Below are 24,547 nucleotides of genomic sequence, written 5' to 3'. Positions count from 1 at the left end.
GCCCCCCCGCCGCTCCTCGTGCTCGACAACGTCGTGCGTCGTTACCGGCAGGGCGACGCCTCGGTCGACGTCCTCAACGGCGCCTCGGCGACTGTCGAGGCGGGCGAGGTGGTGGCGCTGATCGCGCCCTCGGGCGCCGGCAAGTCGACGCTGCTGCATGTCGCCGGGTTGCTGGAGCGACCGGACGGCGGCGAGGTCTGGCTCGACGGCCGGCCCACCGTCGGCCTCGGCGACGACGCCCGAACTGCGATCCGGCGCGGCCGGGTCGGCTTCGTCTACCAGTTCCACCATCTCTTGCCTGAATTCTCCGCGCTCGAGAATGTCGTGATGCCGCAGATCATCCGCGGCCTCGCCAAGGCCGAGGCCCGCGAACGGGCGGCCGAGCTGCTCACCTATCTCGGCCTCGGCGCGCGGCTGTCGCACAGGCCCGCCGAGCTCTCCGGCGGCGAGCAGCAGCGCGTCGCCATCGCCCGCGCGGTCGCCAACGCCCCGAGGCTCCTGCTCGCCGACGAGCCGACCGGCAATCTCGACCCGACGACCTCGGCGCATGTCTTCCAGACGCTGACCACGCTCGCGCGCGCCTCGGGCCTCGCGGCGATCGTCGCGACCCACAATCTCGATCTCGCGGCGACGCTCGACCGGCGGATCACGCTCCGCGACGGCGTGCTGGTCGACGCCTGAGCCCAAGTTTCAGACTTTCTTCACCTTCCGGAGCCGCAGACCGCGGCGCGGGGAGAATCCGCTTGACGGCCCTTTAGGCATGGAGAACATTAAAAGAACATAACGGGTTCATATGGAGATCATCATGGATGTCGCCCGTATCAAGGCGTGGGCCTGCGGTTGTCTCGAACTCGTCTCGGTCGCGGTTTTCGTCGGCGCGCTGTCGCTCTGGGCCGACGTGATGATGAACGTTTGAGGCTGTTTCCTGTGGAGCGCGCCAGGAAGGCGCCGCGGGATCGCGGGCGGCGCCCTTAAGGTCGCGGAACAGGGCGGAGGAACGGCGTGGACATGGCGAGCGGGCTGAAGAGCGATCCGGGCTTCGTGCACCTCAATGTGCGCTCGTCCTTCTCCCTGCTCGAGGGCGCGCTGACCATCGCCCGCATCGCGGCGCTCGCGAAGGCCGACCATGCTCCGGCGGTCGCGCTCACCGACGACAATCTATTCGGGGCGTTGGAGTTCTCGGAGAAGCTCGCCGGCGCCGGCGTGCAGCCGATCGCAGGGCTGACGCTGGCGGTCGATTTCCAGGATCGCGAGCAGCGCGCCGGGCGGCAGGCCAAGGACGAGCGGCCGCCCGCGATCGTGCTCCTGGCGCGCGACGAGCTCGGCTATCGGAACCTGATGGCGCTTTCGAGCCGCGCCTTCCTCGACGGGGAGGGCGAGGGTCCTCCGCATGTCGGGCTCGAACTGCTCGAACGGCATCGTGGCGGCCTCGTGGCGCTGACGGGCGGTCCCGAGGGGCCGATCGACCGCGCGCTGTCCGAAGGCGCTGACGACGTAGCGGCGGCGAGGCTCGCCCGTCTGTCGGCGCTCTATGGCGACGCGTTCTATGTCGAGCTGCAGCGCCACAATCTTCCGGGAGAACGGGCCGTCGAGGGCGCGCTGCTCGAGCTCGCCTATGCGCGCGGCCTGCCGATCGTCGCCACCAACGGCGCCCGCTTCGCCGAACGGTCCGACCACGAGGCCCACGACGCGCTGATCTGCCTCGCCGAGGGACGGTTCCTGGGGGAGACCGAGCGGCGACAGATGTCGCCCGAGCACGGCTTCAAGACCCGCGCCGAGATGGCGGCTCTGTTCGCCGACCTTCCCGAGGCGCTCGCCAGCACGCTCGAGATCGCGCGCCGCTCGGCCTACCGGCCGCGCACCATGAAGCCCATCCTGCCGCGCTTCACGGCCGGCGAGGACGAGGCCGCGGAGCTCCGCCGGCAGGCGCTCGCCGGGCTCGAGGCCCGCCTCGTAAGCCACGGCACGGCGCCGGGGCTCGAGCGCGAGGTCTATGACAAGCGGCTCGAATTCGAGCTCGGCGTCATCGAGGGAATGAAATTCCCGGGCTACTTCCTGATCGTCTCCGACTTCATCAAATGGGCGAAGGCGCAGGGGATTCCCGTGGGTCCGGGCCGCGGGTCGGGCGCGGGATCGTTGGTCGCCTGGTCGCTCACCATCACCGATCTCGATCCGCTGCGCTTCGGCCTGCTGTTCGAGCGCTTCCTCAATCCCGAGCGCGTCTCGATGCCGGACTTCGACATCGACTTCTGCCAGGACCGGCGCGAGGAGGTGATCCGCTACGTCCAGGACCGCTACGGCCACGACCGGGTCGCGCAGATCATCACCTTCGGCACGCTGCAGGCGCGCGGCGTCATGCGGGACGTCGGGCGCGTGCTGGAGATGCCCTATGGGCAGGTCGACAAGCTCTGCAAGCTCGTGCCGCAGAACCCGGCCAATCCCGTCACGCTGAAGCAGGCGGTGGTCGACGAGCCGAAGCTCGCCGAGGCGCGCGCCGCCGATCCGACCGTCGGGCGGATGCTCGACATCGCGCTCAAGCTCGAGGGGCTTTATCGCCACGCCTCGACCCACGCGGCCGGCATCGTGATCGGCGACCGGCCGCTCTCCGAGCTCGTGCCGCTCTATCGCGACCCGCGCTCCGACATGCCCGTCACCCAGTTCAACATGAAATGGGTCGAGCCCGCCGGTCTCGTGAAGTTCGATTTCCTCGGGCTGAAGACGCTGACGACGCTGACCACGGCGGTCGCGCTGCTCAAGCGCCGGGGTATCGAGCTCGACCTTGAGAAGATCCCGATCGACGACGCGGCGACCTTCGCGATGCTGTCGCGCGGCGAGACCGTCGGGGTGTTCCAGCTGGAAAGCGCCGGCATGCGGCGCGCGCTCGCTGACATGAAGCCGGACCGCTTCGAGGACATCATCGCGCTGGTCGCGCTCTACCGGCCGGGCCCGATGGCCAACATCCCGACCTATTGCGCGCGAAAGCACGGCCAGGAGAAGCCCGACTATCCGCATCCCAAGCTCGAGCCGATCCTGGGAGAGACCTTCGGGGTCATCATCTACCAGGAGCAGGTGATGCAGACCGCCCAGTCGCTCGCCGGCTACACGCTCGGCGAGGCCGACATGCTGCGCCGCGCGATGGGCAAGAAGATCCGCTCCGAGATGGACGCGCAGCGCGAGCGCTTCGTGTCCGGCGCGGTCGAGCGCGGCATCGGCAAGTCCGACGCCTCGACGATCTTCGACCTGCTGGCGAAGTTCGCCGACTACGGCTTCAACAAGAGCCACGCCGCGGCCTATGCGCTGGTCGCCTACCAGACCGCCTATCTCAAGGCGAACCACCCTGTAGAGTTCATGGCCGCGTCGATGACGCTCGACATGGGCTCGACCGACAAGCTCGCCGAATTCCGCCAGGAGGCGGTGAGGCTCGGGATCACGGTGAAGCCGCCCTGCGTGAACCGTTCGGACGTCGCCTTCGACGTGGCGGAGGGCGAGATTCTCTATGCGCTCGCTGCGCTCAAGGGCGTCGGCGGGTCGGCGGTCGAGAAGCTGGTGGCGGAGCGGCGCGCAAGGCCGTTCGCCGACCTCGCGGATTTCGCGCGCCGCCTCGACTCCAAGGCGCTGCCGAAGCGCGCGCTCGAAAGCCTGGTCCAGGCGGGCGCGCTCGACGCGCTGGTGGACGATCGCGCCCGGGCGCTCGCGAGCGTCGAGGCCGTGATGGCGATCGCGTCGCGCACCCGCGACGGCGAGGCGAGCGGCCAGAACGACTTCTTCGGCGCGGCCGAGGAGCCGATCCGCCCGCAGCCTCACGAGCCGTGGACCGCCGGCGAGCGGCTGAAGCGCGAATATGAGGCCGTCGGCTTCTTCCTGTCCGGCCATCCGCTCGACGATTACGGGCCGCTGCTCGAGCGGATGAGGCTCCGTCGCTACGGCGAGTTCGCGGCGGCCGTGAAGGCCGGCGCCACCGGCGGGCGGCTCGCCGCCACCGTGCTGTCGCGCCAGGAGCGCAAGACCAAGACCGGCAACCGCATGGGGATCGTCACCCTGTCGGACCCCACAGGCCATTACGAGGCGGTGATCTTCTCGGAAGGGCTTTCGCAGTATCGGGACCTGCTGGAGCCCAACACGCCCGTCATCGTCTCGGTGTCGGCGGCGCTCGATGGCGACGAGGTCCGGGTGCGGATCGAGAGCGTTGAGGCGCTCGACCGCGAGGCGGAGCGGCGCCAGAAGGCGGTGCGGGTCTTCATGCGCAGCCCCGAGCCGTTCGACGCGCTGACGCGCCGCCTCGAGAGCGGCGACGGCGAGGTGTCGGTCGTCATGTTGCTCGACGCCGGGACCGAGGTCGAGATCCGGCTGCCCGGCCGCTACCGCGTCTCGCCGCAGGTCGCGGGAGCGCTGAAGACCGTGCCGGGGGTCCTCGCGGTCGAGGCGGCGTGAGGCGACCGGGGCTGGCGCGACGCCAACCCTCTCCCGCAAGCGCGAGAGGGACGGGCAGGGCCTCGCTCTCTTGACCCCGTCTTGCTGACGGCGGCGCGACGTCCGGGCGTCGCCGCCTGACGCGCCATTTCCGTCCGCGCCCTTGCCTTTCTCGCCCCGCTTCGCCTATAAGCCGCGCCATTCCACACGCGGGCATGGCGGCGATAACCAAGCCGTTCCGGATCGGGTCCAGCCTATGGGCTCCGTCGAAGCCCGCGGAGGCGAAAACCGGAGAACGAACGACATGGCGCTGCCCGATTTCACCATGCGTCAGCTGCTCGAGGCTGGCGTGCATTTCGGCCATCAGGCCCACCGCTGGAACCCGAAGATGTCTCCCTACATCTTCGGCGCCCGCAACAACATCCACATCATCGACCTCGCCCAGACCGTGCCGCTGCTGCACCGCGCGCTGCAGGCGGTTTCGGACGTCGTCGCCGGCGGCGGCCGCGTGCTGATCGTCGGCACCAAGCGCCAGGCGGCTGAAGTCGTGGCGGATTCGGCCCGCCGCTCGGCGCAGTATTTCGTGAACTCGCGCTGGCTCGGCGGCATGCTGACCAACTGGAAGACCATTTCGGGCTCCATCCAGCGCCTGCGCAAGCTCGAGGAGATGCTCGGCGGCGAGGCCCAGGGCTTCACCAAGAAGGAGCGCCTGACGCTGTCGCGCGAGCGCGACAAGCTCGAAAAGACGCTCGGCGGCATCAAGGACATGGGCGGCCTGCCCAACCTGATCTTCGTGATCGACACCAACAAGGAGCAGATCGCGGTTCAGGAGGCCCGTCGCCTCGGCATTCCGGTCGCCGCGATCCTCGACACCAATTCCGACCCGGAGGGGATCACCTATCCGATCCCGGGCAATGACGACGCCGGCCGCGCGCTCGCGCTCTATGGCGACCTGATCGCCCGCGCAGCGATCGACGGCATCGGCCGCGGCCAGGGCGATTCGGGCGTCGACCTCGGCGCCCAGGAGGCCCCGACCATCGAGCCGGTGCTGGAGGAGACGGTCTCCGCCGAGCCCGCCGTGGTCGCAAGCTCCGACGCCCCGGCCGAGACCGTCGAGGAGACGTTCGAGCTGCTCGCCGCGCCGCGCGGCGCGCCCGACGACCTGTCCAAGCTCTCGGGCGTCGGTCCGCAGCTCGAGCAGAAGCTCAACGAATATGGCGTCTACCACTACTGGCAGATCGCCGCGATGACGCCGGCCGACATCTCCAAGGCCGACGCCGACATGAAGCTCAACGGCCGCTTCGAGCGCGAGGGCTGGGTGGCCCAGGCGCGCGAGCAGCTCGCGAGCCTCGCGGCCTGATGCATCGCTACCGCCCGTCACACGGCTGACGGGCGCTTCGGCTTCCTTTCCGTCGCCCGGGCGAGGCCTGGGCGACGACGTTCATTTTCGAGGATTGAAATGGCCAACATCACCGCCGCCATGGTGAAGGAGCTTCGCGAGAAGACCGGCGCCGGCATGATGGACTGCAAGAACGCGCTGAACGAGGTCGGCGGCGACATCGAGGCGGCGGTCGACTGGCTGCGCAAGAAGGGCCTCGCTAAGGCCGCCAAGAAGGCCGGGCGGGTCGCGGCCGAGGGCCTGGTCGCTCTCGCGGTCGAGGGCGTCAAGGGCGTGGCCGTTGAGGTCAACTCCGAGACCGACTTCGTGGCCCGCAACCCGGAATTCCAGGAGATGGTGTCGGCCATCGCGGGCGTCGCCCTCACCGTCGGCGACGACGTTGAGGCGATCTCGGCGGCCGCCTATCCGGGCGGCGGCACGGTCGCGGAGAAGGTCCAGGCGACCATCGCCAAGATCGGCGAGAACATGACGCTTCGTCGCGCCAAGGCGCTGTCCGTCTCCAAGGGCGGCATCGGAACCTATGTGCACGGCCAGGTCGCGCCCAATCTCGGCAAGATCGCCGTGCTGGTCGCGCTCGAGAGCGAGGGCAAGTCCGAGCCGCTGCTCGCGCTCGGCAAGCAGATCGCCATGCATGTCGCGGCCACCAATCCGCAGGGCCTCGACGCGTCCTCGATCGATCCCGCGATCGTCGAGCGTGAGAAGGCGGTGCTCGCCGACAAGGCGCGCGAGGGCGGCAAGCCCGAGCACGTGATCGAGAAGATCGTCGAGAGCGGCATCAAGACCTTCTACAAGGAAGCGACGCTGCTCGAGCAGCCCTTCATTCACGACACGTCGAAGACCGTCGCGCAGGCGGTCAAGGCGGCCGAGGCCGAGGTGGGCGCGCCCATCAAGGTCACGGGCTTCGTCCGGCTCGCGCTTGGCGAGGGCGTCGAGAAGGAGGACAGCGACTTCGCGGCCGAGGTCGCGGCCGCCGCGGGCGGCCAGGGCTGAGGCCGCGGGGCTCGGGAGCGATGGAGGCGCCGCTCTATAAACGGGTCCTCGTCAAAGTCTCCGGCGAGGCCCTGATGGGCCCCGCCGGCTTCGGCCTCCATCAGCCGACGGTCGACCGCATCGCGGCGGATCTCGCCGCGACCCATGCGCTCGGCGTCGAGCTCGGCGTCGTGGTCGGCGGCGGCAACATCTTTCGCGGGGTGCAGGTCTCCTCCCAGGGCGTCGACCGGGCCACCGGCGACTATATGGGCATGCTCGCGACCGTGATGAACGGGCTTGCGCTCGCCGCCGCGATCATGCGGGCGGGCACGCAGGCGCGGGTGCTCTCGGCGCTCGACATGCCGGCGGTGTGCGAGACCTATACGCGTCCGCGGGCGCTCGCCCATCTCGATCGCGGCCGGATCGTGCTCTTCGCGGCCGGCACCGGAAACCCGTTCTTCACGACCGACACCGCGGCGGCGCTGCGCGCCATCGAGACCGGCTGCGAGGCGCTGCTCAAGGCCACCAATGTCGACGGCGTCTACACCGCCGACCCGAAGAAGGACCCGAGCGCGACCCGCTACGACCGGATCAGCCATGACGAGGTCATCCAGAAGGACCTCAAGATCATGGACACCGCGGCCTTCGCGCTTGCGCGCGAGAACGCGCTTCCGGTAATCGTCTTCTCCATTCACGAACCCGGCTCGATCCGGGCGGCGGTTTGCGGCGGAGGGCGCGCGACGACGGTCGCAACCCGATAGAGGCGGACGGAACCGCCCGCTCGAAGCAAGGAAGCCAGACCATGTCATCCGCCCAGTTCGACCTTGAAGACGTCAAGCGCCGCATGAACGGCGCCGTCGCTTCGCTTAAGACCGACCTTGCCGGCCTCCGCACCGGCCGCGCCTCGGCGAACCTGCTCGATCCCGTGACGGTCACCGCCTACGGCGCCGAGATGCCGCTCAACCAGGTCGCGACGGTGAGCGTGCCGGAGCCCCGGATGCTGAGCGTCCAGGTCTGGGACCGCTCCATGACCGGCGCCGTCGAAAAGGCGATCCGCGAGGCCAATCTCGGCCTCAACCCGATCACCGAAGGTCAGCTGCTGCGCATTCCGCTGCCCGAGCTCAACGCCGACCGGCGCAAGGAGCTCGTCAAGGTCGCGCACAAATACGCCGAGAACCAGCGCGTCGCCGTCCGCCACGTCCGGCGCGACGGGCTCGACGTCTTGAAGAAGGCCGAGAAGGACGGCGACGTCAGCCAGGACGAGCACGAAAAGCTCGCCGAACAGGTCCAGAAGGCGACCGACGCCGCGGTGGCCGAGATCGATCAGGCGCTCGCCGCCAAGGAAAAGGATATCCTGCAGGTGTGATAACCTGCGGGACGCGAGTCGCGTGCCTTCAGGGCGCGCTGGGCGCGTGCGCATGACCCCGGCCCGATTCAGGCCGACCGCATTCGGCGTCGCCTGCATGGGCAAAGCCGGGAAAGACATCCGCACTCGTGTTCGGACGCCCGATGTCGCCGACCAACCTGCCACGATGGACCGCGAGCGCGCCGGAGCCTGGCGACGATGGCGCGTCGCCGCGGCACGTCGCGATCATCATGGACGGCAACGGCCGCTGGGCGGCCGCCCGCGGACTGCCGAGGATCGAGGGCCATCGGCGCGGCGTCGACGCGCTTCGGCGCGCCGTGCGCTCCGCCCACGAACTCGGCGTCAGGCAGCTCACGCTCTACAGCTTCTCGGCGGAGAACTGGTCGCGGCCGGCCCAGGAGGTCGCTGACCTGATGAATCTGCTCCGCGCCTTCATCCGGCGCGACCTCACCGAACTGCATCGCGGAAACGTGCGCATCCGCGTCATCGGCGAACGCCGCGGGTTGCCGGACGACATCGGCGGGCTGCTCGAAGAGGCCGAGACCCTGACGCGCGCGAACAGCGGTCTCACGCTCGTGGTCGCGTTCAACTATGGCGGCCGCCAGGAGATCGTCTCGGCTGTCCGGCGCATCGCGGAGGCGGCGCGCGACGGCAGGCTGGACCCCGCGACGATCGACGCCGGCGTGGTGGCGGATCATCTCGACACCGCCGATCTGCCGGATCCGGACCTCGTCATCCGCACCAGCGGCGAATTGCGAATCTCGAATTTCCTACTCTGGCAAAGCGCTTACGCAGAGTTCGTATTCTTGTCTCTTCATTGGCCGGACTTCGACCATGCGGCCTTCGAGGAGGCGATCGCGGCGTTCCGGACGCGCCAGCGTCGTTACGGCGGGCGCGTCGCGCGGGTCGGCGCGTGATCCCTCCGCGCCCCGGGGCCGGGCGCGTCTCGGAGCTTGCGCTGCGCACCGCTTCGAGCGTGGTGCTGATCGCGGCGGCTCTTGCGGCGGCCTATGTGGGCGGGCTGTTCTTCGCGGCCTTCTGGATCCTCGCGGGCGTCGCGGTCGGCGTGGAATGGGCTTGGCTCGTCGCCGGCGACCCGCCCTCGCGGCGCTGGACGGCGCGCGTCGTCGCCGCGACGCTCGGCGTGGCGGGAGCCGCGCTCAGCCTCTCGATCTATCTCTACGTCGCGCCCGTGACCGCGGCCTTCGTGCTGCTGGCTGGCGCCGTCGTGGCGGCTTTCCTTGCGCGCCCCGCCTATTTCGCCGCCGTCGCCATTCCCTACGGGGCCGCGGTTTTCGTCGGGGCGATGCTGCTGCGGCGTGATCCCCATGACGGGCTGCTGGCGATCCTCTGGCTGTTCGCGGTCGTCTGGTCGACCGACATCGCGGCCTTCTTCGCCGGGCGCGCCTTTGGCGGGCCGAAGCTCGCGCCGCTTCTGTCGCCCAACAAGACCTGGTCCGGCGCGATCGGCGGCGCGACCGCGGCCGTCGCGGCCGGCGTCGCGGTGGCGGCGGGCGGGGGGGCGGCGCGGCTCTGGCCGATCGTCGTGGTTGCGCTCGTGACATCGGCCGCCTCGCAGTTCGGCGACCTTTTCGAGTCGGGCGTGAAGCGGGCCTATGGCGCGAAGGATTCGAGCAAGCTCATCCCGGGCCATGGCGGGTTGATGGACCGGCTCGACGGCTTCCTGTTCGCCGCCACCGTCGCGGCCGCCATCGGGGTCGCGCGCGGCGGCTTGGACGCGGCTGGCGAGGGGCTCCTCAGATGGTGAGGGCGGACGGCGTGAAGCGGAGCGTGACGGTGCTCGGCGCCACCGGCTCGGTCGGCGGCGCGACCGTCGACCTGCTGCTCCGCCATGCCGACAGGTTCGAGGTGGAGGCGGTGGCGGGCGGCAGCGACGCCAGGGCGCTCGCGGAGGTCGCGGTCCGTCTCAAGGCCCGCCGCGCGGTGATCGCGGACGAGACCCAAGGCGAGGCGCTGGCGCGGGCTCTTGAGTTGACAGGCGTGCGGAGCGCCGCCGGCGCCAGGGCCATGACCGAGGCGGCCTCGATCCCGGTCGACTGGACGATGGCGGCGATCTCCGGCGCGGCGGGCCTCGCGCCGACCGTCGCAGCGGTCAGGCGCGGCGGCGCGGTCGCGCTCGCGACGAAGGAATGCCTCGTCTGTGCAGGCCAGGCCTTCATGGCCGAGGTGGCGAGGGCAGGCGCCACGCTGCTGCCCGTCGACAGCGAGCACAACGCGCTGATGCAGGCGCTCGGCGGCCAGAGCGTCGCGGAGGTCGAGACCATGACGCTCACGGCCTCCGGCGGACCGTTCCGCGACTGGAGCGCGGAGCGCATCGCCGCCGCCCGGCCGGAGGACGCGCTGCGCCACCCGACCTGGACGATGGGCGCGAAGATCACGATCGATTCCGCGACGCTCATGAACAAAGGGCTCGAGCTGATTGAGGCTCATCATCTTTTCGCGATCGATCCGACCCGCCTCGATGTGGTTGTGCATCCACAGTCGGTGATCCATGGCCTCGTGGCGTTCAAGGATGGCGCGGTGACGGCCGGGCTTGCCTCGCCCGACATGCGCGTCCCGATCGCACATACGTTGGGCTTTCCCGACCGGCTCTCGACGCCGGCCGCGCGGCTCGATTTCGCGGCGATCGGCCGGCTGACCTTCGAGGCGCCCGACATGGGGCGGTTTCCGGCGCTCGGGCTCGCGCGCGCGGCGCTTGCGGCGGGCGGCGCGGCGCCGACCGTGCTCAACGCCGCGAACGAAGTCGCGGTCGCGCTGTTCCTCGCGCGGCGGATCGGCTTCATGGACGTGCCGCGCATCGTCGAGGAGACGCTCGAAATCGCGGCCGGCCGACCGTTCGGCGCGCCTGGCACCGTCGAGGCGGCGCTGGCGCTCGACGCCGAGGCGCGGCGTCTCGCCGCGGAACGCTTGCCTGAGGCGCATTTTCGGGCGCACTAAGGAAAGCCTTGGCGCGGGCGCGCTTCGAGACGCGCCGCCGGGGCCGAGAGGACGGATATGTCGTTCGTGAATGAAATCTTCGGCGCCGGCTGGTCGGCCGCGGCCTACCTTGTCCCCTTCCTGTTCGTGCTGACCCTCGTGATCTTCTTTCACGAGCTCGGCCATTTCCTGGTCGCACGCTGGACCGGCGTGAAGGTGCTGGCGTTCTCGATCGGCTTCGGCCCTGAACTCTTCGGATGGGACGACCGGCACGGCACCCGCTGGCGGCTCGCGGCGATCCCGCTCGGCGGTTATGTGCGCTTCGCTGGCGATGAGAACGCCGCGGGGGCGCCCGACGTCGATGCTCTGGAACGGATGAGTCCCGAGGAACGGCGGTCGAGTTTCTTCTTCGCGCCGTTGCCTGCTCGGGCCGCGATCGTCGCGGCCGGGCCACTCGCCAACTTCCTGCTGGCGATCGCGATATTCGCCGGCATTTTCCTGACCGTCGGCCGTCCGGCGACCGACGCCGTGGTGGACAAGGTCGAGCCGGGCAGCGCCGCCGAAGCCGCGGGCTTCCAGCCCGGCGACCTCGTGGTCGCGATCGACGGCGGCAAGATCGCGACCTTCGGCGACATGCAGCGGATCGTGGAGCAGAGCGCCGACCGGACCATGAAGGTGACGGTCGAGCGTGGCGGCGCCCGCGTCGATCTGACGGCCACGCCCCGTCTCCGCGCGATCACCGACGCCTTCGGCAACAAGCTCAGGATCGGCCTGCTCGGAATCAGCCGCGCGACCAATCCCGATTCCGTGCGCATGGAGCGCTTCGGACCTTTGGAGGCGCTGGTCGCAGGTGCGGAGGAGACCTGGTTTCAGGTGACGCGGACGGGAGCCTATCTCGGGCGCCTCGTGGTCGGGCGGGAATCGGCCGACCAGATCGGCGGTCCGATCCGCATCGCCAAGACGTCGGGCGACTTCGCCACGCTCGGCTTCGTCGCGCTCCTGTCGCTCGCCGCGATCCTTTCGGTCTCGATCGGGCTCCTCAACCTGGTGCCGATCCCGCTGCTCGACGGCGGACACCTGCTATTCTACGCGATCGAGGCCCTTCGGGGCCGGCCGCTCGGCGCCAGGGCCCAGGAAATCGGCATGCGCATCGGCCTCGCGCTGGTGCTCATGCTGATGATTTTCGCGACTTGGAACGACATCGTTCACCTTTCGACTCTAGGCTGAAAAACGGACGGCGTGGCCGACTCGCAACGGGTCGGTCCAAACGTCGTGCCGGCGTTGAGTAGCGAGTTTGCACGTGCGTCAAAGTTCTATAGAAGCGGACGGGGTCGCCCCGCGTATTCACGCCGTTCTTGACGGTTGCGGAGGCGCGGTGAACGGCACGGGGGTCCGTCTGCCTATGATGCGTATGGTTCGAGTGGTTGGGCGGCTTGCGCTCGCGTCGTCGGTCGCCATCGGAGCGATTACGGCGGGTGCGCCTCTTGGGGCGCCCGGGGCCACGAAGGCGTTTGCGCAGAGCGGCGGAATCACGGTGCGCGGCAACCAGCGCGTCGACGCCGAGACGGTCCGCTCCTACTTCACGGGCCGCGGCCCGCTGACCCAAGCGACCATCGACGAAGGCATCCGCGGCCTCTACGCCAGCGGCCTGTTCTCCGACGTGCGCGTAGCGCGCGCCGGCGGCGGCATCGTGGTCACGGTCAGCGAGAACCAGGTCCTCAACCGCGTCGCCTTCGAGGGCAACAGCAAGATCAAGGACTCGGTGCTCGAATCCGAGACGCAGTCCAAGCCGCGCGGCCCGTTCAACCCCGCGGTGGTGCAGGCCGACGCGCAGCGCATCCAGGACATCTACCGCCGCTCCGGGCGCTATGAGGTCACGGTTTCGCCCAAGACCATCGACCAGCCGAGCGGCCGCGTCGACCTCGTCTTCGAAATCAACGAGGGCGAGAAGACCAAGATTTCGTCGATCAATTTCGAGGGCAACGACGCGTTCTCGGACGGCACGCTGCGCGACCAGATGACGACCACCGAATCGAACTGGCTGAGCTGGCTGAAGACCTCCGACGTCTACGATCCGGACCGCGTCAACGCCGATCTCGAGCTGCTGCGCAAGTTCTACCTGAACCACGGCTACGCCGACTTCCGCGTGGTTTCGGCCAACGCTGCGCTCGACCAGGGCACCAACGCCTTCACGCTCAACATCGCCGTCGAGGAAGGCCAGAAGTACCGCTTCGGCGCGGTCGACGTGGAGTCGAGCGTTCCCGACGTCGACGCCGCGACGCTGCGCGGCAAGATCAAGTCGAGCTCCGGCTCGACCTATAGCGCGCAGGACATCGACAAGTCCGTCGAGGCTATGTCGCTCGACCTCGCCTCGCGCGGCTACGCATTCGCGCAGGTTCGCCCGCGCGGCGACCGCAACATGTCCGACCAGACGATCGGCGTGACCTATGTGGTCGAGGAGGGCGCGCGGGTCTATGTCGAGCGCATCAACGTCCGCGGCAACACGCGCACGCGCGACTACGTGGTGCGCCGCGAGTTCGACATCGGCGAAGGCGACGCCTACAATCAGATTTTCATCGACCGCGCGGAGCGGCGCCTGAAGGCGCTCGGCTTCTTTAAGAACGTGAAGATTTCGACCGAGCCCGGCTCGTCGCCCGACCGCGTCATCGTGAATGTGGACGTCGAGGATCAGGCGACCGGCGAATTCTCGGTGGCGGGTGGCTATTCGAGCCAGGACGGCATGATCGGCGAGGTCGCGCTCGGCGAGCGCAACTTCCTTGGCCGCGGGCAGTACGCCCGCATCGCCGCGCAGTTCGGCCAGAATGTCTCGGGCTTCGACTTCTCGTTCACCGAGCCGTACTTCCTCGGCAGCCGGGTGTCGGCCGGCGTCGACGCCTATGTGAAACAGCGCGACGAGACCGACTACACCTCTTACGAGCTCGACACCTATGGCGGCGGCCTCCGCTTCGGGCTGCCGATCACCGAGGAGTTCACGCTCGGCACGCGCTACCAGCTCTACCAGCAGGATCTGAAGATCCCGAGCGAGTTCAGCCGCATCACGGTCAAGACCTCGAATCCGCCTCCGGCTCGCGTCGCGAACGACGATCGCGCGTCCGCCGCGATCTTCGAGGCGGAAGGCAAGACGATGACGTCGCTCGCGGGCCTGTCGCTGATCTACAACGATCTCGACAATCCGCAGGCGCCGACGCTCGGCACCTACGCCGAACTTAAGGGCGACGTCGCGGGTCTTGGCGGCGACGCGAAGTTCTTCCGCACCACCTTCGACGGCCGATACTACCATCCGCTCGGATGGGAGAACATCATCGGCATGCTGCGCGTCCAGGGCGGCCACGTGGTGGCGTTCGGCAGCGACGATCTCCGCATCCTCGACCACTTCCCCGGCGGTCCGGACCTTGTCCGCGGCTTCGAGCCGCAAGGCTTCGGTCCGCGCGACGTCGGCACGAGCAAGTTGTTCAGGGGCAGCCCGAACGACGATCCGCTCGGCGGCACCACCTATTTCGGCGGCAGCGCCGAGATGCAGTTCCCGATCTTCGGTCTGCCGAAGGAGATCGGCCTGAAGGGTGCGTTGTTCGCGGACGCCGGCACGGTGTTCAACTATGAGGGCGTCGACAGCATCACGGTCGACGGCCGGCTCGGCAACCCGCGCGAACTCTACGTCAACGCCAAGGACAGCAAGAAGATTCGCTCCTCGGTCGGTGCCTCGCTGCTCTGGAACTCGCCTCTCGGACCGATCCGGTTCGACTTCGCGAAGGTCCTGAGCAAGGAGAAGTACGACGAAACCCAGCTGTTCCGGTTCTCGGGCGGCACGCGCTTCTAAGACAACCCTTTCGACTTCGGCGAAAATTTCGTAATCGGGCGGCGGACGTTCCATCCGCCGCCCGCTTCGCGTCCGCGGCGCCAATCCCGCGAGAGCGATGACCGGACCCCGCTTCCACCACGAGCCGGAACCGCTCGATCTGGTCCGCCTGATCGAGATCACCGGCGCGGTCGTCGCGGGCGACGCGGATCGCCTGGTCTCGATCACGGGCGTCGCCGCGCTGGACTGGGCCGGGCCCTCCGAAATCGCCTATGCGGAAGACGAAAGAGACGCGGATGCGCTCGCGGCCAGCGCCGCCGGCGCCTGCCTCGTCGCGCCGCGCTTCGCGGCGCTCGCGCCAGAGTCTTCGATCGCGCTGGTCAGCGACGAGCCGGGCCGCGCCTTCGCGCGGGTCGCAGGCGCGCTGTTTCCGGCTGCGGCGCGTCCGCAAGCTCTGTTCGGAGCAGGTGTTGCGCCGGGCGCGTCGGTCCATCCCGAGGCGCGGCTCGAGCCGGATGTCTCGGTGGACCCCGGCGCCGTCATCGGCCCGGGCGCCGAGATCGGACGCGGCGCGATCGTCGGCGCGAACGTGGTGATCGGCGCCGGGGTGCGGCTCGGCCGCGACAGCGCGATCGGGCCGGGCGCCACGGTCGCCAACGCCTTGATTGGCGACCGGGTCGTGATCCATGCCGGCGCCGCCGTCGGCCATGGCGACGGCGCGGACGCCCGGCTCGAAGGCGCGTTGCCTCTTCTCGGTCGGGTCGTCCTCCAGGACGGGGTCGAGATCGGCCCGAACGCGACTGTCGCCCGCGGACGCATCGGCGATACGGTGGTCGGCGAGGCGACCCGCATCGGCGCCCTGGCGAATGTCGGCCCGGACGCCATGATCGGTCGATGCTGCGTGATCTTCGCCCATCATGCGCTTGGGGCGGGCTCGATGGTCGCGGACTTCTCGTCGCTCGGCCTCAGGGCCGGCTCAGATCGTCAAAGGCGCCGCGCAGACGGCGCCCTTCGCATAACAGCGTCGGAGGCCGAACGGCCAGCCGACGCGTCCGAGGACGCACCGGAATGACAGACGACACCGCTCACTATACGCCCGCTGATCCTTCCGCAGTCGACTCCCCGGCCGAGCAGACCGCGCCGTCCGGCCTGAGTTCGGCGGACATCGCCGCCATCATGTCCTATCTGCCGCACCGCTACCCCTTTCTGCTCGTCGACCGCATCGTCGATATGAAGGGCGACGAAAGCGGCGTCGGCATCAAGAACGTGACGTTCAACGAACCTCAGTTCCAGGGCCACTTTCCGGGAACGCCCGTGATGCCTGGCGTGCTGTTGATCGAGGGCATGGCGCAGACGGCCGGGGCCATGTGCGTGGCCGCCCGCACGGCGCCGGGAACGCCGCGCATCGTCTATTTCATGACGATCGACAAGGCGAAGTTCAGGAAGCCCGTCACGCCGGGGGACGTCGTCCGCTTCCACATGACGCGCATCAAGAAGCGCGCCAACATGTGGTGGTTCCGCGGCGAGGCGAAAGTCGACGGCAAGACCGTCTGCGAGGCCGAACTGTCGGCGATGATCGTCGACAATTGACGCGGTCGTAGAAGTGCGGCCGCGGCGGCCAAGGGGCCGCCGCGCGGGAGCCGTTCAGCGGCGCTGGGCGATCGGCACGTATTCGCGCAGCGGCGCGCCGGTGTAGAGCTGGCGGGGTCGGCCGATCTTCTGCGACGGATCCTCGAACATTTCCTTCCACTGCGCGATCCAGCCGACGGTGCGCGCCACAGCGAACAGCACGGTGAACATCGACACCGGGATGCCCATCGCCTTCAGCGTGATGCCGGAATAGAAGTCGATGTTCGGATACAGCTTCTTCTCGATAAAGTACTCGTCCCTGAGCGCGATCTTCTCGAGCTCCATGGCGACGTCGAGCAGCGGGTCGTCCTTGATGCCGAGCTCGCCCAGCACCTCGTGGCAGGTCTTCTGCATGATCTTGGCGCGCGGGTCGTAGTTCTTGTAGACCCGGTGGCCGAAGCCCATGAGGCGGAACGGATCGTTCTTGTCCTTGGCCTTGGCGACGTATTTGTCGACCTGATCGGGCGTGCCGATCTCCTCGAGCATCTTGAGCGCCGCTTCGTTGGCGCCGCCATGTGCCGGGCCCCAGAGGCAGGCGATGCCGGCCGCGATGCAGGCGAAGGGATTGGCGCCCGAGGAGCCCGCGAGCCTGACGGTCGAGGTCGAGGCGTTCTGCTCGTGGTCGGCGTGCAGGATGAAGATGCGGTCCATCGCGCGGGCGAGCACGGGATTGACCTTGTACTCCTCGCACGGCACCGCGAAGCACATGTTGAGAAAGTTGGCCGAGAAATCGAGCGAGTTCTGTGGATAGATGAAGGGCTGGCCGACCGAATATTTGTAGGCCATGGCGGCGATCGTCGGGGTCTTGGCGACCATGCGGATCGACGCGATCAGGCGCTGCTCCGGATCGTTGATGTCGGTCGAGTCGTGGTAGAAGGCCGACAACGCGCCTACGACGCCGCACATCACCGCCATCGGATGGGCGTCGCGCCTGAAGCCCGAATAGAAGCGCGACATCTGCTCATGCACCATGGTGTGGCGCGTGACCTGACGGTCGAAATCCGCCTTCTGGGCGGCGGTCGGCAGATCGCCGAACAACAGCAGGTAGCAGGTCTCGAGGAAGTCGCCGTTCTCAGCGAGCTGCTCGATCGGATAGCCGCGATAAAGAAGGACGCCTTCGTCGCCGTCGATATAGGTGATCTTCGACTCGCAGCTTGCCGTGGAGGTGAAGCCGGGGTCGTAGGTGAACATCCCGGTGTTCTTGTAGAGCTGCTGGACGTCGAGGACGGACGGGCCGATCGAGCCGTGGCGGATCGGAAGATCCATGTCGACGCCGCCGACCGAAAGCCGGCCCGGCGAGTTCGGGCTGACTTCGGCCTCCTGGAATTTGAGCGTGCTGGCGGGAGCGTTCATGCGCCATACCCCTTCGCTTCGAGTGCGGTCACGCCATTCGACCGGCGAGCGCCGCCCTGTCAGGCGGGCGACCGGGAGATGGTTGACGTGACCCTATACGACTATTGTTGCAGCGCAAACTAGGGCTCGCAGGCGCCGCGGCGAGCCCGTGAGACGTCAGGCCGCGCGCGGCGGCGAGGCCTGGTCTTCGATCCGGCCGAGGCTTTCCTCGCGGCCGAGCGCGACCAGCACGTCGAAGATGCCGGGCGAGGTCTTGCGGCCGGTGAGCGCCGCCCGGAGCGGCTGGGCGAGGGCGCCGAGCTTGACGCCGGCGTCGTCCGCCACGGCCCGCACCACGGCCTCCGCGCCCTCGGCCGTCCATGGCTCCAGCGCCGAGAGACGCTCGGAGAGCCGCGCGAGCAGGTCTCGCGCGTCGGAGGTCAGCAGCCCGGCGGCCGCCGGCTCGACCGCGAGCGGCCGCTCGTCGATCAGGAACCGTGCGCCGTCGACGAGTTCGACCAACGTCTTCGCACGCTCCTTCAGGCCGGGAAGCGCAAGGCGAAACGCCTCCCAGCGGCCGGAGGCGTCGAGTCGGGCGGAGAAGTCCGGGCCGCCGGGCAGGTGGGGCAGAGCGGTCTTCAGCGCCGCCATCAGCTCGTCGTCCGGGGTGTCGCGCATGTAATGGCCGTTGAGGTTCTGCAGCTTGAGGAGGTCGAACCGCGCGGCCGAACGCCCGACCGAGCCGATGTCGAACCAGGCGACCGCCTGCTCGGTCGAGAAGATCTCGTCGTCGCCATGGCTCCAGCCGAGCCGCGCGAGATAGTTGCGCAGCGCCGCCGGCAGGAACCCCATCTCGCGATAGGCCTCGACGCCCAGCGCGCCGTGGCGCTTGGAGAGTTTTGCGCCATCCGGCCCGTGGATCAGCGGGATATGGGCCATCTTCGGGACAGCCCAGCCCATCGCCTCGTAGATCTGCGTCTGGCGGGCGGCGTTGGTCAGATGGTCGACCCCGCGGATCACATGGGTGACGCCCATGTCGTGATCGTCCACCACGACGGCGAGCATGTAGGTCGGCGTGCCGTCCGAGCGCAGCAGCACGAGGTCGTCGAGGTCCTTGTTGGGTATCACGACGCGGCCCTGCACGAGATCGTCGATCACCGTCTCGCCCTCGGTCGGCGCCTTGAGGCGGATCGCCGGAGCGCGGCCTTCGGGCGCCTCGGAGGCCGGCCGGTCGCGCCAGCGGCCGTCATAGCGGGGGGGGCGCCCTTCGGCCTGCGCGGTCGCGCGCATCTGCTCGAGCTCCTCGGCGCTCGCATAGCAGCGATAGGCCCGGCCGGCGGCCAGCATCTGCTCGACGGCTTCGCGGTGACGGTCGGCGCGCGCGAACTGGAAGGTCGGCTCGCCGTCCCAGTCGAGGCCGAGCCATTGCAGCCCGTCGAGGATCGCGGCGATCGCCGCCTCGGTCGAGCGCGCGCGGTCAGTGTCCTCGATCCGGAGCAGCATCTTGCCGCCCTGGGCCTTGGCGAACAGCCAGTTGAAGAGGGCCGTGCGCGCGCCTCCGATGTGCAGGAAGCCGGTGGGCGACGGCGCGAAACGGGTGACGACGGTCTCGGTCACGGTCGAAGGTCGGTCTCTCGGAGGGTTGCGGGGCGCGGCCGCTATGCGCGCGGGCGCGCTCCTCGTAGCATGCAGGCGCCGACGGGGAAAAGACGGGATGGCGAGCGCCCCCGAACCGCGAAGGAGACGGGACGGGCGGGCCGCGACGCTGCCCGCCGCGACGGCGGCTGTTCCCCGGCTGCGCCCGCTGCTCGACCGCCTGCAGGCCTGGCTCCGCGCAAGACTGGCCGAAGAGACCGATCTCGGCCGTCCGGCGCTCTGGACGCCTGTCGCCTTCGGGATCGGCGTCGCGATCTATTTCGCGGCCGCGCGGGAGCCCGCGCTTTGGGCCGCGGTCGGCGCCTTCGGGTTGGCCTGCCTTGGGGTCGCGGCCGCGCGCAGGCGCTTCGTGGCGCTCGGCCTTGTGCTCGCGCTCGCCGCAGCCGCGGGCGGCTTCCTCGCCGCCAAGCTCGCGACCGTGCGCGCCGAGGCGCCCGTCCTGTCGCGCGGAATGCGCGCCGAGGTCACGGGGCGGGTGCTGCTCGTCGAGCCCCGCGCCGCGGGCCGCCGCCGCGTGACCCTCGCGGTCGAGCGCTTCGGGGCGCTCGGGAAGGGCGAGCGACCCGGAAAGGCGCGCGTCACGATGGGGGCCGCTCCTGCGCTGACCGCGGGAGACCGCGTTTCGCTGGAGGCCTATTGGCGGCCGCCCGAGGGGCCGGTGCGTCCGGGCGGCTACGACTTCGCGCGCGTCGCCTTCTTCGAAAGGATCGGCGCGACAGCCTTCGCGCCGAAAAACGTCCGGAACCTCGGGCCGGCCGACGCGCAAGGGTTTGACGCGGCGCTCCAGCGGCTGAGGGAGCGGCTGACGGCGAGGGTTTCGTCCTCGATCAGCGGACCCGAGGGCGCGGTGGCGGCGGCCCTCGTCACCGGCGTCCAGGGGCCGATCCCGCAATCGACCGAGGACGATCTCCGGGCCGCGGGCCTCGCCCACATCCTGTCGATCTCCGGCCTGCACATGGCGCTGATCGCCGGCACGGTCTTTTGGGTCGTGCGCGCGGCGCTTGCGCTCGTCCCCGCAGCGGCGCTGCGCTGGCCGGTCAAGGCGATCGCGGCGGCCGCGGCGCTCGGCGGCGCGACCTTCTATCTCGCGCTGTCGGGCGCGGAGGTCGCGACCCAGCGCTCCTGGATCATGATCGCGATCGCGCTCTGCGCAGTGCTGGTCGGTCGGCCGGCGCTCGCGCCCCGCAACCTGGCGCTCGCGGCATTGGTCGTGCTCGCGCTCTCGCCCGAGGCGATGCTCGGCCCGAGCTTCCAGATGTCGTTCGCGGCGGTGGCGGCGCTGCTCGCCTGGTTCGAGGCGCGGCGCGACAGGCCGGCGGACCCGCGGCCCGAGACCGGATGGGCGCGCGCCCTCCGGGTCGTCGCGACGGCGGCCACGATCGCGGTGGCCACCACCCTGATCGCCGGCCTCGCGACCGCGCCGTTCGCGGCCTACCACTTCCACCGCGTCACCCCTTACGCGCTCGCCGGCAACGCGCTCGCGACGCCGCTCCTGAGCCTGATCGTGATGCCCGCGGTCGTTGGGGGCCTCGCCTTCGCGCCGCTTGGGCTCGACGGGCCGTGGTGGGGGCTGATGGGGCTCGGGCTGAAGGGCGTGCTGGAGATCGCTCGCGCCGTCGCGTCATGGCCGGGGTCCGAGCGCTTCATCCTTGCCTTCGGGGAGGCGGCGCTCGTCCTGTTCGCCTTCGGGCTCGCCTGGCTCTGCCTGTGGCGCACGGCGCTGCGCTGGGCCTCCGTCCCGATACTGGCGGCCGCGCTCTTGCTCGCAGTCTTTCCGACACGGCCGGACGTCGTGATCGACCGTTCCGGCCGTTCGCTCGCCGCACGCGGACCGGACGGTCGGCTCATGCTCGCCGGCGCCCGTCCGTCGGCCTTCGCGTCGCGCGTCTGGCTCGCGGCCGACGCTGCGCCTGCAGGGAAGGCGGCCTCGGCGCGGTGCGACCCCTATGGCTGCGTCGCCCCGCTCGCCGGCGGCAGGATCGTGTCGCTCGTCCTCGACGCCCGCGCCTTCGACGAGGACTGCCGCCGCGCCGCCCTGGTGGTGACGCCGCTTGCGGCGCCTGCGGCCTGTTCGGAACACGCCGCCGTGGTCGATCGGGCCACGCTGACCGCGACCGGAGCGCTCAGCCTCACCCGGGACGGGGCGTCCTTCTCCGCCGTCGCCGCGCGCGACCCGTCCGGCGTCCGGCCCTGGACCGGCTCCCGCGCGGCCGGGGCTCCGCCCGATGACGCCCTGCGCCTGATGTTCGCTCCGCGGCCCGCCGCAGCGACGGCCCGCACGACCGCCGATCCGCCCGTCGATCCGACCGACGACCCGGAGGCCGCGGCGTCTCCGGACGATCAGTAGCGGCGGATCAGACCGACCAGCCGGCCCTGGATCGCCACGCGGTCCGGCCCGAAGATGCGGGTCTCGTAAGCCGGGTTCGCGGCCTCGAGCGCGATCGAGGCGCCGCGCTTCCTGAGGCGCTTCAGCGTCGCCTCCTCGTCGTCGACCAGCGCGACCACGATGTCGCCGGTGTCGGCCGTGTCCTGCTTGCGGATCAGCACGAGGTCGCCGTCCAGGATGCCGGCCTCAATCATCGAATCGCCGCGCACTTCGAGCGCAAAGTGCTCGCCGCTCGACAGCATGTCGGGCGAGACCGAGATGGTGTGGCTGCGCGACTGGATGGCCTCGATCGGCACGCCGGCCGCAATGCGGCCCATCACCGGAATCGACACCGAGCGGCCGTCCTCGTCCTCGCCAGCGGGCGGCCTGCGGCCGAGGCTGCCTTCGATCACGTTCGGGGCGAAGCGGCCGGTCGTGGGCCGTGCGACAGGCGGCGCCGCGGCCTCCGGCAGCTTCACCACCTCGAGCGCCCGCGCCCGGTTCGGCAGCCGGCGAATGAAGCCGCGCTCCTCGAGCGCCATGATCAGACGGTGGATGCCGGACTTGGACTGCAGGCCCAGCGCGTCCTTCATCTCCTCGAAGGAGGGTGGCACGCCGGTCTCCTTCAGCCGCTCGTGGATGAAGCGGAGCAGGTCATACTGCTTGCGGGTCAACATTGGCGGCTCCGAGCCGGACCAAAACAAATCATGAACATTGCATAGCTGTTCTAGATGTGTTCCGCAAGCCGTTAAGGACGCGTTTCTTGTCCGGCTCCTCCATCGGTCGTGCGTGAATGCTTTGCCGGACCGACTCCGCGGGGCCATTTCGCGGCGATAAAGGAGCGCGGACAGGCTGCGTGTCTCCGCCGACGGACGAAGATGAGGAAACGTAAGGACTTGAGGGATTGGTTAAGGGCGAACGTGGCCCTTATGAGCCGGCTTCCGTTCAATAGGGGTGGTCGAGCGGAAAAATGACGCAGGGGTCGCCGGCGGCCGCGGCCAGCGCGTGCGCGGGCCGGACGAGCAGGCATTCGGCGTCGGAAAGCGGCCGCAGCATCGACGAATCCTGCCGGTCATAAGCCGTCGCGACCGGCGTCCCGTCCGAATCGATCGAGAGCGCGGCGCGCATATAGTCCTCGCGCCGGTCGTTCGCCGGCATGTCCCGTCCGAGCCGTCCTGGGCGGAGCACCGGCTCGACGTCGGCGCGGCCGGCGAGCCGCCGGATCGCCGGCGCGAGGAAGAGCAGCGAGCAGACGATCGCCGAAACCGGATTGCCCGGCAGGCCGAGGGCGAGCATATCGTCCCTGCGGCCGGCCATCATCGGCTTGCCCGGACGCATCGCGATCTTCCAGAAGTCGAGCCGCACGCCGGCTTCTTCCAATACGGGCTTGACGAGGTCGTGGTCGCCGACCGAGGCGCCGCCGAGCGTGACCAGGACGTCGGCCTTCTGCGCGATGGCGCTTTCGATCGCGGCGCGGATCGCCCTCCGGTCGTCGGGCGCGACGCCGAGATCGACCGGAACGCCGCCCTCGGCCGCCACCACTGCGGCGATCGCGAAGGCGTTCGAGGCGACGATCTGGTCGGGACCGACCTCGGCGCCCGGAAGCACGAGCTCGTCGCCGGTCGCGAGGATCGCTATGTGGGGACGGCGCGAAACCTCGACCGAAGGGTGGCCGAGCGCGGCCGCGAGCGCGAGGTCGCGGGCGCCGAGCCTGCGGCCCTTCTCCAGCAACGTTTCGCCTTCCCGGAAGTCGAGGCCGGCCCGCCTTATGTGGCGGCCGGACCGCACGGCCTCGCCGACGACCAGCGCGTCGCCGTCCCGCTCGGCGTCCTCCTGCAGCAGGATTGCGTCGGCGCCCTCCGGCACCGGCGCTCCGGTAAAGATCCGCACCGCTTGGCCTTCGCCGACGCGCTCCGGGAAAGCTCGGCCCGCAGCCGCCTCGCCGACCACGACGAGCCGTGCGCCGGCGGTCGCGGCGTCGGCCGCCCTCAGGGCGTAGCCGTCCATGGCCGAGCAGTCCCAGGGCGGCTGGGTGCGCAGCGCCTTGAGCGGCGCGGCCAGCGTGCGGCCGAGCGCTTCGGCGAGCGGGGTGGTTTCGCGCTCGAGCGGCGCGAGCCCGGCGAGGATGCGAGCGCGCGCTTCGGGAACCGGGAGGAGGTTGCTCACGGCGCCTCGCCGGCGCGGAAATCGCCGGAGCGGCCGCCGGATTTCGCCAGCAGCCGCACGGCCTCGATCCGCATGGAGCGGTCGACCGCCTTGGTCATGTCGTAGATCGTGAGACAGGCGACCGACACCGCGGTCAGGGCCTCCATCTCGACGCCCGTCGGCCCGGTGACGCGGGCCGTCGCCGTGACCACGACGCCTGGCAGTCCCTCGTCCGGCCTAAGGTCGACGGACACCTTGGAGAGAGCGAGGGGGTGGCAGAGGGGGATCAACTCATGGGTCCGCTTGGCGGCCATGATGCCCGCGATTCGCGCGACGCCGAGCACGTCGCCCTTCTTGGCGTTTCCCTCGACCACGAGCCGAAGCGTCTCGGGCGCCATGACGACGCGGCCTTCGGCCGTCGCTTCCCGGAAGGTGGCGGGCTTGTCGCCGACGTCGACCATGTCGGCTTCGCCCGAGCTCTTGAGATGCGTGAGGCGCGCGGAGGGTTGTGGCGGCATGTCT

Annotated in this window: 19 protein-coding genes; 14 read left to right on the top strand and 5 right to left on the bottom strand. The window is 69.7% G+C overall.

Annotated features, from left to right (window positions below):
* The first annotated feature begins 18 nt into the window (after positions 1-18).
* From EK403_RS04760 to fabZ, 13 genes are all read left to right on the top strand, one after another.
* The gene (locus EK403_RS04760; RefSeq protein ID WP_128776351.1) at positions 19-681 is read left to right on the top strand and encodes an ABC transporter ATP-binding protein; all 663 of its coding nucleotides are present in this window, start codon (positions 19-21) and stop codon (positions 679-681) included.
* Positions 682-1,008: 327 nt separating this feature from the next.
* Entirely contained in the window at positions 1,009-4,431 is a 3,423-nt protein-coding gene (gene dnaE, locus EK403_RS04755; RefSeq protein ID WP_128776476.1) for a DNA polymerase III subunit alpha, read from the top strand.
* A gap of 283 nt (positions 4,432-4,714) precedes the next feature.
* Positions 4,715-5,770: a 30S ribosomal protein S2 gene (locus EK403_RS04750; protein WP_128776350.1), complete on the top strand. Its 1,056-nt coding sequence runs from the start codon at positions 4,715-4,717 to the stop codon at positions 5,768-5,770.
* Positions 5,771-5,869: 99 nt separating this feature from the next.
* On the top strand, positions 5,870-6,799 hold the full coding sequence (gene tsf, locus EK403_RS04745) for a translation elongation factor Ts (RefSeq protein WP_128776349.1): 930 nt from the start codon (positions 5,870-5,872) through the stop codon (positions 6,797-6,799).
* Between the two features lie 20 nt (positions 6,800-6,819).
* Complete coding sequence (gene pyrH / locus EK403_RS04740) at positions 6,820-7,539, top strand: UMP kinase (protein WP_128776348.1); 720 nt, start codon at positions 6,820-6,822, stop codon at positions 7,537-7,539.
* 41 nt (positions 7,540-7,580) lie between these two features.
* Positions 7,581-8,144, top strand: coding sequence for a ribosome recycling factor (frr, locus tag EK403_RS04735; protein WP_128776347.1), 564 nt, complete (start codon positions 7,581-7,583; stop codon positions 8,142-8,144).
* A gap of 143 nt (positions 8,145-8,287) precedes the next feature.
* Positions 8,288-9,061, top strand: coding sequence for an isoprenyl transferase (locus EK403_RS04730; protein ID WP_128776346.1), 774 nt, complete (start codon positions 8,288-8,290; stop codon positions 9,059-9,061).
* Entirely contained in the window at positions 9,058-9,912 is an 855-nt protein-coding gene (locus EK403_RS04725) for a phosphatidate cytidylyltransferase (RefSeq protein WP_245479508.1), read from the top strand. Before EK403_RS04730 ends, EK403_RS04725 begins: the two co-directional genes overlap by 4 nt.
* Positions 9,906-11,102 carry a 1-deoxy-D-xylulose-5-phosphate reductoisomerase gene (gene dxr / locus EK403_RS04720; RefSeq protein WP_428979571.1) on the top strand — a complete coding sequence of 399 codons (1,197 nt, stop codon included), beginning with the start codon at positions 9,906-9,908 and terminating at the stop codon, positions 11,100-11,102. The genes EK403_RS04725 and dxr overlap by 7 nt, the downstream gene beginning before the upstream one ends.
* A gap of 57 nt (positions 11,103-11,159) precedes the next feature.
* Complete coding sequence (gene rseP, locus EK403_RS04715; RefSeq protein ID WP_128776345.1) at positions 11,160-12,308, top strand: RIP metalloprotease RseP; 1,149 nt, start codon at positions 11,160-11,162, stop codon at positions 12,306-12,308.
* 184 nt (positions 12,309-12,492) lie between these two features.
* Positions 12,493-14,919: an outer membrane protein assembly factor BamA gene (gene bamA / locus EK403_RS04710; protein ID WP_128776344.1), complete on the top strand. Its 2,427-nt coding sequence runs from the start codon at positions 12,493-12,495 to the stop codon at positions 14,917-14,919.
* A gap of 97 nt (positions 14,920-15,016) precedes the next feature.
* Entirely contained in the window at positions 15,017-15,970 is a 954-nt protein-coding gene (locus EK403_RS04705) for an LpxD N-terminal domain-containing protein (protein ID WP_128776343.1), read from the top strand.
* Complete coding sequence (fabZ, locus tag EK403_RS04700) at positions 15,967-16,488, top strand: 3-hydroxyacyl-ACP dehydratase FabZ (protein ID WP_128776342.1); 522 nt, start codon at positions 15,967-15,969, stop codon at positions 16,486-16,488. The genes EK403_RS04705 and fabZ overlap by 4 nt, the downstream gene beginning before the upstream one ends.
* Before the next feature lie 54 nt (positions 16,489-16,542).
* Here the strand turns inward: fabZ and gltA are convergent, their stop codons facing one another.
* Positions 16,543-17,793: a citrate synthase gene (gltA, locus tag EK403_RS04695; protein WP_128776473.1), complete on the bottom strand. Its 1,251-nt coding sequence runs from the start codon at positions 17,791-17,793 to the stop codon at positions 16,543-16,545.
* Positions 17,794-18,036: 243 nt separating this feature from the next.
* The gene (gene gltX / locus EK403_RS04690) at positions 18,037-19,476 is read right to left on the bottom strand and encodes a glutamate--tRNA ligase (RefSeq protein ID WP_128776341.1); all 1,440 of its coding nucleotides are present in this window, start codon (positions 19,474-19,476) and stop codon (positions 18,037-18,039) included.
* Between the two features lie 97 nt (positions 19,477-19,573).
* Here gltX and EK403_RS04685 point away from each other — a divergent pair, with 97 nt between their 5' ends.
* The gene (locus tag EK403_RS04685; protein ID WP_128776340.1) at positions 19,574-21,862 is read left to right on the top strand and encodes a ComEC/Rec2 family competence protein; all 2,289 of its coding nucleotides are present in this window, start codon (positions 19,574-19,576) and stop codon (positions 21,860-21,862) included.
* Here EK403_RS04685 and lexA read toward each other — a convergent pair.
* The 3 genes from lexA to moaC all read right to left on the bottom strand — a co-directional run bounded on the left by lexA (position 21,856) and on the right by moaC (position 24,543).
* Positions 21,856-22,557 (bottom strand): transcriptional repressor LexA, encoded by a 702-nt coding sequence (lexA, locus tag EK403_RS04680; protein WP_128776339.1) that lies wholly within the window; start codon positions 22,555-22,557, stop codon positions 21,856-21,858. The genes EK403_RS04685 and lexA overlap by 7 nt on opposite strands.
* A gap of 268 nt (positions 22,558-22,825) precedes the next feature.
* A complete protein-coding gene (locus EK403_RS04675) occupies positions 22,826-24,046 on the bottom strand; it encodes a molybdopterin molybdotransferase MoeA (protein ID WP_128776338.1) in 1,221 nt (406 codons plus the stop codon).
* The gene (gene moaC / locus EK403_RS04670; protein ID WP_128776337.1) at positions 24,043-24,543 is read right to left on the bottom strand and encodes a cyclic pyranopterin monophosphate synthase MoaC; all 501 of its coding nucleotides are present in this window, start codon (positions 24,541-24,543) and stop codon (positions 24,043-24,045) included. Before moaC ends, EK403_RS04675 begins: the two co-directional genes overlap by 4 nt.
* Between the last annotated feature and the right edge of the window lie 4 nt (positions 24,544-24,547).

Origin of the sequence: Hansschlegelia zhihuaiae, assembly GCF_004103825.1 — a bacterium.
GTDB classification, from domain to species: domain Bacteria; phylum Pseudomonadota; class Alphaproteobacteria; order Rhizobiales; family Methylopilaceae; genus Methylopila; species Methylopila zhihuaiae.
The sequence above is the reverse complement of the archived record's forward strand: the minus strand, read 5'-3'. Positions and strand labels throughout refer to the sequence as shown.